This window comes from Pseudoalteromonas sp. SCSIO 43210 (assembly GCF_054133285.1).
On sequence record NZ_CP087225.1, the window covers coordinates 3,777,534 to 3,791,440 of the forward strand.

At 38.1% G+C, this 13,907-nt stretch carries 14 protein-coding genes and 1 tRNA gene; 4 read left to right on the top strand and 11 right to left on the bottom strand.

All coding sequences use genetic code 11. The features are described from left to right. Positions 1-61: 61 nt before the first annotated feature. From LOS73_RS16400 to rlmE, 8 genes are all read right to left on the bottom strand, one after another. The gene (locus LOS73_RS16400; protein ID WP_033023762.1) at positions 62-1,687 is read right to left on the bottom strand and encodes a methyl-accepting chemotaxis protein; all 1,626 of its coding nucleotides are present in this window, start codon (positions 1,685-1,687) and stop codon (positions 62-64) included. A gap of 207 nt (positions 1,688-1,894) precedes the next feature. Continuing rightward, positions 1,895-1,979 (bottom strand) — tRNA-Leu (locus LOS73_RS16405). A 79-nt stretch (positions 1,980-2,058) separates the two neighbouring features. Further along, positions 2,059-2,412, bottom strand: coding sequence for a preprotein translocase subunit SecG (gene secG / locus LOS73_RS16410; RefSeq protein WP_007377779.1), 354 nt, complete (start codon positions 2,410-2,412; stop codon positions 2,059-2,061). A 1-nt stretch (position 2,413) separates the two neighbouring features. After that, positions 2,414-3,163, bottom strand: a complete 750-nt coding sequence (tpiA, locus tag LOS73_RS16415; protein WP_008136765.1) for a triose-phosphate isomerase — start codon at positions 3,161-3,163, stop codon at positions 2,414-2,416. 81 nt (positions 3,164-3,244) lie between these two features. Then, the gene (gene glmM, locus LOS73_RS16420; protein ID WP_007377781.1) at positions 3,245-4,585 is read right to left on the bottom strand and encodes a phosphoglucosamine mutase; all 1,341 of its coding nucleotides are present in this window, start codon (positions 4,583-4,585) and stop codon (positions 3,245-3,247) included. Continuing rightward, complete coding sequence (gene folP / locus LOS73_RS16425; protein ID WP_457933998.1) at positions 4,585-5,430, bottom strand: dihydropteroate synthase; 846 nt, start codon at positions 5,428-5,430, stop codon at positions 4,585-4,587. Before folP ends, glmM begins: the two co-directional genes overlap by 1 nt. 235 nt (positions 5,431-5,665) lie before the next feature. Beyond that, on the bottom strand, positions 5,666-7,609 hold the full coding sequence (gene ftsH / locus LOS73_RS16430; protein ID WP_033015932.1) for an ATP-dependent zinc metalloprotease FtsH: 1,944 nt from the start codon (positions 7,607-7,609) through the stop codon (positions 5,666-5,668). A 66-nt stretch (positions 7,610-7,675) separates the two neighbouring features. Then, on the bottom strand, positions 7,676-8,305 hold the full coding sequence (gene rlmE, locus LOS73_RS16435; RefSeq protein WP_007377784.1) for a 23S rRNA (uridine(2552)-2'-O)-methyltransferase RlmE: 630 nt from the start codon (positions 8,303-8,305) through the stop codon (positions 7,676-7,678). A gap of 88 nt (positions 8,306-8,393) precedes the next feature. Here rlmE and yhbY point away from each other — a divergent pair, with 88 nt between their 5' ends. After that, positions 8,394-8,690, top strand: coding sequence for a ribosome assembly RNA-binding protein YhbY (gene yhbY, locus LOS73_RS16440; protein ID WP_007377785.1), 297 nt, complete (start codon positions 8,394-8,396; stop codon positions 8,688-8,690). 75 nt (positions 8,691-8,765) lie between these two features. Here the strand turns inward: yhbY and LOS73_RS16445 are convergent, their stop codons facing one another. The 3 genes from LOS73_RS16445 to LOS73_RS16455 form a co-directional block, all read right to left on the bottom strand. Further along, on the bottom strand, positions 8,766-9,884 hold the full coding sequence (locus tag LOS73_RS16445) for an ISAs1 family transposase (protein WP_457933999.1): 1,119 nt from the start codon (positions 9,882-9,884) through the stop codon (positions 8,766-8,768). Between the two features lie 107 nt (positions 9,885-9,991). Further along, a complete protein-coding gene (locus LOS73_RS16450) occupies positions 9,992-10,495 on the bottom strand; it encodes a SixA phosphatase family protein (RefSeq protein ID WP_007377786.1) in 504 nt (167 codons plus the stop codon). Next, the gene (locus LOS73_RS16455) at positions 10,492-11,646 is read right to left on the bottom strand and encodes a serine hydrolase domain-containing protein (RefSeq protein WP_457934000.1); all 1,155 of its coding nucleotides are present in this window, start codon (positions 11,644-11,646) and stop codon (positions 10,492-10,494) included. Before LOS73_RS16455 ends, LOS73_RS16450 begins: the two co-directional genes overlap by 4 nt. A gap of 114 nt (positions 11,647-11,760) precedes the next feature. Between LOS73_RS16455 and LOS73_RS16460 the strand changes: the two genes are divergently transcribed. From LOS73_RS16460 to LOS73_RS16470, 3 genes are all read left to right on the top strand, one after another. Next, positions 11,761-12,564 (top strand): hypothetical protein, encoded by an 804-nt coding sequence (locus tag LOS73_RS16460; protein ID WP_457934001.1) that lies wholly within the window; start codon positions 11,761-11,763, stop codon positions 12,562-12,564. A 92-nt stretch (positions 12,565-12,656) separates the two neighbouring features. Beyond that, on the top strand, positions 12,657-13,514 hold the full coding sequence (locus LOS73_RS16465) for a MipA/OmpV family protein (RefSeq protein WP_007377789.1): 858 nt from the start codon (positions 12,657-12,659) through the stop codon (positions 13,512-13,514). Then, a complete protein-coding gene (locus LOS73_RS16470) occupies positions 13,504-13,887 on the top strand; it encodes a DUF3019 domain-containing protein (RefSeq protein ID WP_033023763.1) in 384 nt (127 codons plus the stop codon). The genes LOS73_RS16465 and LOS73_RS16470 overlap by 11 nt, the downstream gene beginning before the upstream one ends. The last annotated feature ends 20 nt before the right edge of the window (positions 13,888-13,907 follow it).

Sequence of the window (13,907 nt, forward strand, 5' to 3'; positions counted from 1 at the left end):
CACAATTATTTTTAATTGTGGTTTTTTTAGTTTTAATAAATATAGTTACTTAAAAGTATTACTACTCTATTCTAAATTTAGCTGTTGCATCTAATAAGTTATCTGATAGGTAATGAAGGTTTTTAGCAACATCACGTGCTGCCAATAATGAGTCCATGGTATCCTCAAACGATACGTGCATATTCGATACGTTTTCTACTACCATTGCAGCTACAGAGGTTTGTTCTTCCGTAGCAGCAGCTATTTGAGAGTTCATTCCATTTATCTCGAGCATTTGCTCTGCAATTTTTTCAATAGAAATCCCTGTTTTTTCTGCTGCGGTCGCATTATCAGTAGCCATGTCTCTTGCCGAAGTCATCGCTGTCACAGATTCATTAGCAGCCGTTGTTAATGCACCTAATAACTCGCGTATTTCATTGGTCGAATGTGCTGTACGAGATGCTAATTCTCGAACTTCATCAGCTACAACAGCAAAACCACGGCCATGCTCACCAGCACGAGCTGCCTCAATGGCGGCGTTAAGTGCAAGTAAATTAGTTTGATCTGCAATAGAAGTAATTACATTCAATATTTGTGATACATTTTTTGTATCATCCGCCAGTTTATTTATTGTAGTAGCAGCTTGGTTTATTTCATTACTAAGCGTGCGAGATGCAGTTACTGACATCTGTACTTGAGTTCTGCTTTGTTCGACCTCTTTTTCTGCTGTTTCAGCAGCATGGGAAGCACTAGCGGCTGATTGAGAGATATCACCAACGCTTTGCTTCATTTCTTCCATTGATTGCTTAACAATTTCAGCATCGGTAGTTTGTTTCGTTGTGGCACGCTCAGCTTGCTCCATCCCCTGAACAAGTCGCGTAGAATTTTCCATCAAAGGTTCGCACACGGCAATAACCTCAAGTACAGTTTCTCTAAGCAGAGTAATAAACGCATTAAAGTTAATTGATACTTGCCCTATTTCATCTTCAGAGCTTACTTTTAATTGTGTACTAAGAGAGCCTTTACCGCTTGCTAATAAGCTTAAGTTATTTGCAGCATCACTAGCTGACGAACCAATCCCTCTGGCAATCCAGACGGCCATAAATAATAGTAATATTAACGATACGACGGATACGACTAGCATTAAAGTTAATGCATAGTCAGAACGATCTTTGGTACTAGTAACAAGTTCAAAAAAACGATTGTCTGCTTTTTGTTGCGCACTTTTAAAATTACTTAAGACCTCGTTATAAAGAGATGTTTTTAACTGAGCTTGCTGTTGAATTTTACTAAAATCAGCAGTGCCACTAACCATCCCATTGGCAATAATCGAAGATATCTCTTCATAATTAGCTAACTGCTTTTTTGTCTCACTGTTTATATAGGATTCATTTATCTGTTCAATTAAATTAATATTCGTTTCTAACAATTTATAAGTGTCACTTGCTTTAACAACAAGGTCTTGCTCACCGAATGTGACAGCTTGAGTATAAAGCTCGTCTAACTTTTCTAAAGTACTAACATTTTCTGAAGTAAGCTTAACAACCTTGTATGTAGAGCTCTCCATTTCATTAAGTGATATCCTATTATCATTCATTGCAAAATAATTGATCAGAACGATCGCTAAAAAAGCCAAAACTGCAATACATGTTATTGCATGTATTTTTTTAGTTATGCTTAGGTTTTGAAAAGAGAAGCCTGCGGCCATATTGATTACCTTATTTTATTGTCTATAACTATTATCGGCTTAATAACCATAAGTGTTAACTATATTTGTAATATTTCTAGTTTTTTTGTGATTTTTCGCGAATTTATATGAAATAATTTAAAAACAGGCTGAGTAGTTCGAAAAACAATCAAAATTATTTTTATTAAAAAAAAACCAGTAACATTGCTGTTACTGGTTTATTAAATTTGGTGCGGATGGGGGGACTTGAACCCCCACGCCCTAAAGCACCACCCCCTCAAGGTGGCGTGTCTACCAATTCCACCACATCCGCATTTCAAGCTTTCGCTTAAGTGTTAAACTTAATGATTTAAATGAGGAATATAAATCGTCTAACATTTATTTAAGTTAAATTAATTTGGTACGTCAGAGCTTTTCTCTTTCGTAGATGTTACAGGAACATCCTCTTCTACAGGAGACACTGTTTCAACTGCAGGCGCTGCTTCTAGATTTTCCCATTCGTCAGTCTTTTTAATTTGACCCGCAGTAAGGTTACCTAAAACAATGCTTAAAACAAAAAATACAGTTGCCAAACTTGTCGTTGTTTTCGTCATGAAATTACCAGCACCTGACGATCCAAAAACAGTAGCAGACGCACCGGCACCAAATGAAGAGCCCATATCTGCGCCTTTACCTTGTTGGATTAAAACCATACCAACTAATGCCAAGGCAACAACTAAATAAACTACTAATAAAATTTCGTACATCTTATACGGTTCCTTCTGCACTTTTACAAATTGCAATAAATGAATCTGCTTTTAGACTAGCACCACCAATTAGGCCACCGTCTATATCTGTTTGTGCAAATAATAATTCGCTATTTTTTTCATTAACGCTACCACCATATAAGATGGTAAGCCCTTGTGCTAAATTGCCATCTAATGAAGCAATTTTATCACGGATAAATTTGTGAACGTTTTGTGCCTGTTCTGGCGATGCAGTTTTACCTGTGCCGATGGCCCAAACGGGTTCGTATGCTATCACAGAATCTTTTAGTGCCGCTACACCTAATTTATTAATTATTGCATCAATTTGTGTAGAAACGACAAGCTCAGTTTTACCATTTTCTTGCTCTGTTTCACTTTCACCCACACATAAGATTGGAATGAGACCAACATTTTGAGCTCGAGCAAATTTTTCAGCGACCGTAGTATTACTTTCATTATAAATACTACGTCGTTCTGAATGACCTACTAGCACGTACTTCGCGCCTAAATCTTTAATAAGTTTCGCATCAACTTCACCGGTAAAGGCGCCTGGTTCGTTTTCAGAAACAGTTTGCGCTCCTGTACAGACTCCGGTTAAAACCATTGATGATACTAATGGGAAAGGGGGAAATAAGACAATGTCTATCTCTTTTGATTTAACATTGTTGATGGCACCAGACATTTCTTTAATTAGCTCTAACGAACCGTTCATTTTCCAGTTGCCTGCGACCATTGGCTTGCGTATTGCCATTTTTCCACTCCACATTAGAAAGCGGGCGAGATATTAACTTTTCTCGCCCAAAGTTACAAGAGGTTATTGTTATCAATCAGTTTATTTGCTCATAGATTCGACAACTGTCGCAATTTTTTGCGCACTATCGAGTACTATTTTTTCTTGTTCTGCTTCAACCATAACACGCACAACAGGCTCAGTACCTGATTTACGAAGTAAAACGCGCCCTTTATCGCCTAAGCTTTTCTCTACTTCGGCAACAGCTGCAAGGACCTCTGTTGTACTCGTTGGATCAGTTCCCGGTGTATAACGTACGTTAATCATTTTCATTGGGTATTTAGTAAAGCCTGCACCTAAGTCTTGTAGAGTACGGTTTTGTGCAACCATTGCAGCCAATACTTGTAGGCTTGAAATAATACCATCTCCGGTACTTATCAAATCTAGATTTAGAACATGGCCCGAGCTTTCCCCACCAATTTTCCAACCCTTCTGTTGTAGTAATTCCATAACGTAGCGATCGCCTACTTTACTACGTGCGAACTCAATTCCTTTGGCTTTTAAAGCATTTTCAAGACCCATGTTAGACATAACAGTCCCAACTACGCCACCACCTAAGTTATCTTCTTGGGCTGCTTGACACGCAATTATATAAACTAGATCATCACCATCAAATACACGGCCATTATGATCAACCATCATAACGCGATCACCATCACCATCATAAGCAATACCTACGTCTGCTTTAAATTCAAGTACTTTACGTTTAAGTGTATCTACGTGTGTAGCACCACATTCATGATTTATGTTTACGCCATTTGGCTCACACGCATGGGTAATTACTTCAGCACCAAGTTCGCGCATAACAGAAGGAGCAATATGATATGTAGCACCATTAGCACAATCAACGACGACTTTGAGACCCTCTAATGACAAACCTTGTGGAAACTGACTTTTACAAAATTCTATGTAACGACCATCTGCACTGACTAAACGAGATGCTTTACCTAATTTATCAGATGCAACGCAAGTCATTGGCTCATCAAGCATCGCTTCTATTTGAAGCTCTACGGAATCAGCTAGCTTTAGGCCTTGTCCGTTAAAAAACTTAATACCATTATCGTAATAAGGGTTGTGTGATGCACTAATTACAATTCCCGCTTCCGCACGAAACGTTTGCGCTAAATAGGCAACAGCAGGCGTTGGCATAGGGCCAAGTAACACGACGTCAATACCTGCGGCAATTAACCCAGCTTCAAGTGCTGTTTCAAGCATATAACCTGAGATACGTGTATCTTTACCAATAATTACTTTTTTAGTGCCACCCAGAGATAAAACACGCCCTGCAGCCCAACCTAATTTCATAGCAAACTCTGGGTTAATAGGTGCTGTACCAACTAATCCACGCACTCCATCAGTGCCAAAATATTTTCTTTCTTTCATTATTGTATTCCTTGTTCGCAGGCTCGTAATACACTAAGCACGTCTGCGGTTTCTTTTACGTCATGTACGCGAATAATTTTTGCGCCATTTTGCGCCGCGATTAGCGCACCTGCTAAGCTACCTGCCAATCGCTCACTTGTTTCTCTATTTAATAAATTACCTATCATCGATTTACGAGATAAACCAGCCAATAATGGCAAACCCAATTTATTAAAATCATTAAACTTAGCCAATATTTGATAGTTATGGTTAAGCGTTTTTCCAAATCCAAAACCGGGATCTAGGATAAGTCGTTCAAACTTAATCCCGGCTGTTTCACAGGCTTTAATACGTTGACTAAAAAACATATTTATATCTGCAAACAAATCATCATAATGAGGTGCACATTGCATACTGCGAGGTTGCCCTTGCATATGCATTAAACAAATTGCTACATCTTCATAGTACGCAACCGTTTCTAACGCATCTAATTCTTGCAAAGCTCTTACATCGTTGACTATATCAGCCCCTGCGAGTATTGCTTGTTCCATTACTTGCGCTTTACTGGTATCAATTGAAATAACGCAATCACTGTGCTCACGTATTGCTTTAATAGCGGGAATTACGCGGGCAAGTTCATCTTTCAAACTCACATTTGGTGCGCCGGGGCGGGTAGATTCTCCGCCTATGTCTACAATTTTCGCACCATCATCCAATAACTGCATTGCACGTTTCAGTGCTATTGTTGGGTCTAAAAACAGCCCACCATCAGAAAATGAATCCGGCGTTACATTTAATATTCCCATAATAACGGGCTTTTCAATATTAAGCGTACGTCCTCTGGGAAGCTTTAATATGTTAGTCATTGCCAACCTTTATTCTTTTTCCAATAAAATTAAATTAATGATCTATTATAGCGATAAGTAAATAGCTTAATTACAAGGCGGAATTATGATATATAGTTATTCTATATAAATAATTTCTCAGCGAAGTTAGTGAGTTATTTAATTCGCTAGAATGAACATCCATCAATAAAATTGGTATAAATAACTGATACAAAAAAGCCCCGAAGTACGGGGCTTTCATTCGCTATTTTAACGATTATTCAGCTTTATCATCAAGGTTTGTTTCATCTTTTTTCGATGAATCATCCGATTTTTGACTCTCATCGCTAACTGGCTCTTGAGATTCTTCAGCTTTTACCGGTTTTGCTTCATGGCGGTCATGTGCATCACGCGGTTCACGCACTGGTTGGCGTGCCATTAAATCATCAATTTGCTTAGCATCAATAGTTTCATACTTCATCAGGGCATCTTTCATTGAGTGAAGAATATCAATGTTTTCTTTTAATATTTCTTCTGCTCGTTGATAGTTACGATCTGAAAGTAATCGAACCTCTGCATCAATTATCTTTGCTGTGTCGTCTGACATGCTAGATGCACGACTGCCGCCGCCACCCATATACATTTCATTTTGATCTTCAGCGTAAAGTAACGGACCTAGCTTTTCACTTAAACCCCAGTGTGTAACCATTTTACGAGCAATATCTGTAGCTCGTTCAATATCATTACTCGCACCTGTTGTTACTTTATCAGCACCATAAATAAGCGCTTCAGCAATTCGACCACCGTAAAGGCTAGAAATCATTGATTCTAAAAGCTCTTTTGAATGACTAACACGGTCTTGTTCAGGCAAGTACATTGTTACACCTAGCGCACGGCCACGTGGAATAATAGATACTTTGTAAACTGGATCATGTTCAGGAACCATACGGCCCACAATTGCGTGACCTGCTTCATGATACGCAGTCATTGCTTTTTCTTGCTCGCTCATCACCATGGTTTTGCGTTCTGCACCCATCATGATTTTATCTTTAGCAGCGTCAAATTCAGCCATACTTACAACACGCTTATTGCCACGTGCGGCATAAAGTGCAGCTTCATTTACTAAGTTTGCTAAATCAGCACCGGAGAAACCTGGGGTACCTCTTGCAATAAGTGCCGCTTCAACGTTATCGCCTAATGGCACCTTACGCATGTGTACTTTAAGTATTTGCTCACGGCCACGAATATCAGGTAAACCTACTTCTACTTGACGGTCAAAACGACCTGGACGAAGTAATGCTGGGTCTAATACATCTGGTCGGTTAGTTGCTGCAATAACGATAATACCTTCGTTACCACCAAAGCCATCCATTTCTACTAGCATTTGGTTAAGTGTTTGCTCACGTTCGTCGTTACCGCCGCCCATACCAGCACCACGTTTACGACCAACAGCATCAATCTCATCTATAAAGATAATACAAGGCGCTGCTTTTTTAGCTTGCTCAAACATGTCACGTACACGTGATGCACCAACACCTACAAACATTTCAACAAAATCTGAACCAGAAATTGTAAAAAACGGTACTTTCGCTTCACCCGCAACAGCCTTTGCAAGTAACGTTTTACCAGTACCAGGAGGACCAACCATTAGTACGCCTTTAGGAATACTACCGCCAAGTTTTTGAAACTTAGAAGGGTCACGTAAAAAGTCTACCAATTCGGTAACATCTTCTTTCGCTTCATCACAACCAGCAACATCTGCAAACGTTGTTTTAATTTGATCTTCGCTCATTAAACGCGCTTTACTCTTACCAAATGACATAGCGCCTTTACCGCCGCCGCCTTGCATCTGACGCATGAAGAATATCCATACACCAATAAGCAGTATCATTGGGAACCAAGAAATAAATATACTTGCTAAAAATGACTGTTCTTCAGGTTTTACACCTTTCACATTCACATTACTTTTTAATAAGTCATTTAAAATATCTTTGTCATAAATAGGCATAATCGTTTGAAAACGTTCGCCACTGGTTTTAGTACCTGTAATTGTCCCACTGGTACTTTCAATTGCCACTTCTTGTATAGAGCCATTTCGGGCGTCTTTAACAAATTGACTATAGCTTGTCTGACGATCAACTTGATCGCCACCATTAAAGCTCTGAAAGACTGACATCAGCACAACTGCAATGACCAGCCATAGTATTAAATTTTTCGCCATATCGCTCAAGGGGTTAACCTCTTGTATCCAATTAATTTAAATTCAACTAAACGCCAAGCAACTGTACTACAGTTTGTATCCAGTCGCTACTATATATACTTCCCGAGAACGGGCACGCGAGGCATCAGGTTTACGTATCTTCACTACTTTAAAACTATTACGTACGTCTTGTAAGTATTGATCAAAGCCTTCACCTTGAAACACTTTAACAATAAATGCACCATTTTTCTTTAGCACTTGGCTACACATATCTAATGCAAGCTCTACCAAATACATACTACCAGCTTGATCAACTGAATTATTACCACTCATATTTGGTGCCATGTCAGAGAATACCACATCAACATTTTTCCCATCAATGCGTTTTAATAATGCATTTAATACAGCCTCCTCACGAAAGTCACCTTGTAAGAAGTCTACACCTGCAAGGGAATCCATCGGTAAAATATCACATGCTATTACTTGACCTTTATCACCCACTTTTTCGGCTAAATACTGTGACCAACTACCCGGCGCGGCCCCTAAATCTACCACTGTCATACCCGGACGCAGTATCTTATCTCTGTTCTGAACTTCATCTAATTTAAAAACCGCTCTAGAACGCCAGCCTTTTTTTTGCGCTTCTTGAACATATTTATCATCAAAATGTTCTTTCAGCCATCGCTGTGAACTGGCTGACTGTTTTTTATTTGTCATAAATTAACACGCAACTAATTAGTAATATTCTTTAGATGGCGGTAGAATACCCTTAATTCAAGCCATATTCAGCAAAATTTGTATAAACATGACATTATCAAATAAACAAAAGCAGTTTTTAAAAGGTCAGGCACATAGCCTCAAGCCAGTAGTTTTACTAGGTTCTAACGGTTTAACCGAAGGCGTAGTAATGGAAATTAAAAGTGCGTTAGAAATTCACGAATTGATTAAAGTGAAAGCACCGACTGACGATCGTGAAACTAAAGCTCTTATTTTTGAAGCTATCGTACGTGAAACTGGTGCGACTAAGTTACAAACAATTGGTCACACTATTGTACTTTATCTTCAAAGTGCTGAGAGAAAAATACATTTACCACGTAACTAAATTACTATTCTAAGTAACCTAGTGTGTTTAATGAAAAAACCAGCTTAATGCTCAGGGCAAGAGCATGAAAAAAGTCTATGCGTTCAGTACCGTTTCAAGGTAGGCTGTACTTCGCATAGCTTTTTTCTGTTTTGCGGGCATGCCTTTACTAAAACTTTTTTCTGCTTTTAGCTGATTAAATGCGATGTGTCTCAGCCCCGCAAATACAGGTGCTGCACCTTCGCGCCTAATTCGACACTCATCTTCTTTAAATCCTACATCTAAACGCCAATGTAATCCATTTTCTATTTGCCAATGTTGTCGTGCTCCTCTCGCGAGTTCTTCCGCTGTTAAATTCGCTGAACTAATATAGTATCTATAGCATAACTCATTGCTTAATTTACCTTTTTCTTTTCTATAAGAAACAATAACACCCACTGTTTTTACACCTTCCCAGTGTATCGTTTCTGATAAACCGCTCACGTTATGGCTCACTGCACAGCACCTAAATTCTTCTCTATTTTTTTGATAATCGGCTTCGTTAAACAAGAGCCCATCAGATGCTTGTCGTGCTACCTCAGGTAATAACACATCTTCTATTTGTGACAGTAGCCTTTTATGGTTTGCTTTTACCGCAAGTAAGTAATCGGCTTCTTTACCTACTATTTTTTTTGCAATTGATTTTTGACACCCCATAGCGTCAATCGTTACTAAGCAGCCTTTTATCTCTAATAATTCAAGCAGCTCTGGCAACGCTTTTATTTCATTCGACTTTTTATCAACAGGGCATTGTGCCAAAACAACACCATTTTCGCATGCAAATGCACTGATCATATAAAGCGCATCGCGTCTATCTGACTGATTAAATGAACCTTTCAATCGTTTACCGTCAATAGCAACTACACCGCCTTGAGTTAATTTGGAGCAGGCTTTCATCCAAGAAGAAAAGGAATCTTGGAATTGCGTCATGTCAATACGGCTCATTACACGAGCAATTGTGTCATGGCGAGGGATCCCTTGTTCAAGAAGAACATATTTTCTGAGCCAATCTAGTCTATCATGACCAAAATCTTCAATCTCTTCCCAGCCCTGACAGCCTGAAACAACAGCGCTAACAGCTAAGAATATGATATCAAATAGTTTATGAACAACTTTACCTTGTTGGCGAGGGTCGTCGATTGATTCGAAATATTTAAATAGCTGAATGTTAGACATGGGGATGCTCCTTAAAAAAGGAGTATAAGATCATACTTTTAAGTCAAGGTAAAGTTCGTGATCTTGCCCTGGCTTAATGCTGGTTTTTTGTTATTTAACGTTTTAAATTAAAAGCTCATTTTATGATGGGTTACATCATATTCACTGCCAGTACTACTGGGCTTCTTATTTAATATAAAGTACTGAGTAAATTGTGTTTCACTCATTGCTGGCACTTTTTCATTCGAAAGTAGCTCGGCTAATTGCGGTGTTGTATTACTGTGCCCAATAACAACAACTACACCTTTTAGTTTTAGTAACTCATTTTTTAAATCACTTAGCTCACCTGCGTTATACACATTTACGTCGATATTAAAATATGCCTGCAAAGGAGCTGCTGTTTGTAACGTACGTTTATAGTTGCTGCTGAAAATATGTATCTTTTGATATTCTTTAAAAAAAGTAACTAAATTATTTGCACGTGCCTTTCCCGCCTCTGAGAGCGCTGGATTTTTACCCGCTAATTTTTCGCTATGACGAAACAAATATATTTCATCCGGTGTTGCAAATGCCAAACTACAATTAAATAACATAACTAAAAAAATGATTGCTAATATTATTTTATTATTCATATTTTTTTACCTCGTTTGTATTCTAATAGTCTGTCGATGAATTCAGTCGTTAGTTCATTGATTACGCCAGTTTCAGCATTAACTATTAAGCTAAAACCAATATTTAAGTGAGGAAATACAACCACATCACTCCTATAGCCTTGCACCCACCCGCTATGATAATAAAGCGTTTCTTCCGCGTAGTTATAAACACGCCAGCCTAAGCCGTAATATGCTTCATTAAGATGCTTTTTCCACACCCTGCGATACAGTTCTTTTTTTGTATGTGTATAAGGACGTGTTTGTTTTGCTAACGCATCTAGCGATAGAACATCAGGGTATTGTCCTAGTTGCGCCTTTAACCAAATAGCCATGTCACTAGCACTGGCATTAACACCTGCTGCGGGCCCTACTTTATAGTAATTTTTTTTAAGTTTAGCAGTATACCAACGCTTTTTACCACGCACGTGAGGGAGTGCAAAATTTTTATCTTTTACCATACCGTCATAACCTAAACTGGCATCTGCCATTTTCAGAGGTAAAAAAACAGCTTTACTTAACCATTGGGAATAATTTTTATTTGTAGCGTGAAAAATTACATCGTCAATTAAGCTAAACATTACATTTTGATAACCGTAGCATTGTCCGGGTTCACAAATTGGCTTAACGCTAAGTAGCTTTTCAACAATATCGGGGTAGCGCATACGCGACTCAATTAAGTTATCGTATGCATTTGGTACTAAACCACTTGAGTGACTTAAAAGGTGAAATACTTTTAAATCATCTTCATACACTGTGTTTTTGAACTCTGGAATATAATTACTTATTGGTTCATCTAACCTTAATATACCGTCAGAGGCTAGCTTTGCAGCTAACGAACCTGCAAAGGTTTTAGACACAGATGCCAATCTAAAACGAGTATGAGCATCAATACTTTGCCCATTACGTGCTTTGGTAGCTCCTATCGGATGAATGTAGTCACTATTTTGAATATTAACTATCGATAATGCCGCACCGGGAATACCTTTACTCTTTAGTTTCTTTTCGGCATAGCGACCGTACTTTTTTACAAATGAATCCCAACCGGGATCCGCTTTTGCTACGACATCTATTGAGCTAAGCAATAAACACAGCGCTAAAAGGCTATACAATACAGGGGGGAGGTACTTCATTTTTTATAATTTTTATCTTTTTAAACTACATCTAGGTACATAATATCATGAAGTTTTGTTTGGACTAACGTACAATACGACGATTATTGTATTTTTAGTGGGTGTGAAGTACTTATGCGTTTTTTAGTTGTGTCACTTTTTATTTTATTTTTAAGCGGGTGTGTTATCACAAAACAACTAGCGGAGCCTTTGGCTATGCCGTTGAAGCCTAACTTAAAAAGCCAAACATACCAGCTTGAATATGAAACGACTCATTCGTCACCAAAAGTTAAATCTGTTCAATTACCTGCGCATAAAGTTATAAAAAATCAAACTGTTAAGATAATTTCAGACAAAGCAAGCCTAACAGACACACTATTATCGCAAATAAGCCAAGCATTAAACGACAAAGCATTAAAAGTAACGACAAAAAATAATAGTGACTATGTTCTTACTATACAGCAGCTTGATTTGTCATTTACAGACGATACAAAATATTTAATTAAACAGCCACAAAAACCCTTTTCGTTTTATACAGAGGTTGCCCAACAGTACCCAATTCAACAATGTGCCACTATTTTTGCTCAAGTCAGCATGCGTCTAACTCATAAAAAGTCTGGCGACATTGTCTGGTTTGCTAAGTCTTCAATCGACAGCGCAAGCTTTCATCGTGAGCCGCTAGTGTATAGTTTTAATGAAGAACAAAAAATTACGAATGAATTAGAAGTTGTTGCCTTTATCCACCAGCAAAATACAGAAGAGGCACGTTTAGCAAGGTTAGGTAAAGAAATACAAATTCCTAGCTACAAAACACTATCTAAGTTATCAAGCTTAACAAAGCTTACCGGTCCATGTAATCGTACAGAAATAAGTGCATTAACCCCCATGATGCAATTTTATTTAAGCAGTATATTAATCGATAAAATTAAAGTTCAGTAATTTCTAATGTTTGCTACATTTTTTTACAGATTTAAGGAACGTATTAACAATATACTACGCTTTATAACATATAATAATTAGGCTCTTTTGAGATGAAAAACGCTTTACTTAATTATACTTTTTTTATCATTACACTCCTATGTATGAGTATTTTTAGTACTTCAAGTATGGCAAGTAATCGTTATTATGCTGATAACACCTTAGAGCCAACTCAAGGTTTTGCATGGGATTGGAGCGCTGGTGTTGGTTATCATATCGGTGACTCTTACCTAATAGGTGTCGACTCTTATGACCATGGAATGCTGGTTGACTTAACACTTGCCCTATCTTATGAAAATTTTTATCTCGACTTTGATCATAATCAACTAAGTGGCGGCCTTGTTGTAGGTTACAGCCTGATAGACAAGTTTGATTGGGGTCTCGATATTTTAGGTACAAATGTTCAAAGTGGCTTTAACGATAAAGGACTTGGTCTATACAATGATGGCATTATCGATGAGTTAAGGGGTATAAAAACACGTAACTACGATTTTGATACCGGACTCAGATTAACTCGTCGATTTGAAAACTCACAAATTTCTTTTGAATACCTTCATGACATTTCTGGCACACATAATGGCTGGATCGTAAATACCTTTTTTAGCCATATTTTACCCTGGCGTAACTGGGAGTTTAGAACTGGAGTTGGGTTGAGTGCTTACTCTAGTGACTTCACCAATTATTATTTTGGTATAGACAGTAGTGAAGCGACGAGTGATCGTCCAATTTATAGAACAAATGCAAGTAGCAGTATGATGTTTGAATTCCATGCTGAGTACCCAATTAACCAAGATTGGGTCTTTTTAGCAGGATGGCTGACGACTTGGTTTTCAAATGAGATTGATGAAAGCCCTATTATTACTCGAAGATATCAACACCAAGCCAAGGTAGGCCTTCGTTATGTATTCTAGATGGGTCTGTGCTTTTCTGCTTTTCCCTACGGCATTTTTATCAAAAGCAGATGAAATGCCCAATGCTCTTATTGCGCTTCCAGATACTTGTGTCGCACTTAGAGAAGGAAGAAACTGTTATGCTGATATCACTCTAACATGGCATCAGCCAACGTTTGGCAATTACTGCTTACGCGATGCGACCTCAAAGTACATTATGCAATGCTGGCTTAAACAAAAGGAAGGAACTTTTAATTATGCTTTTGATTCACAGCAGAGTATCTCATTTGAGCTCTTTGATAGTAATACATCTAAAGTTATTAGCCTTACAGAAGTAAAACTACAGTGGGTATATCAAAACAGACAAAAGAAACGCCGTTGGCGATTATTTTAATAAACACATTAAGGATAATT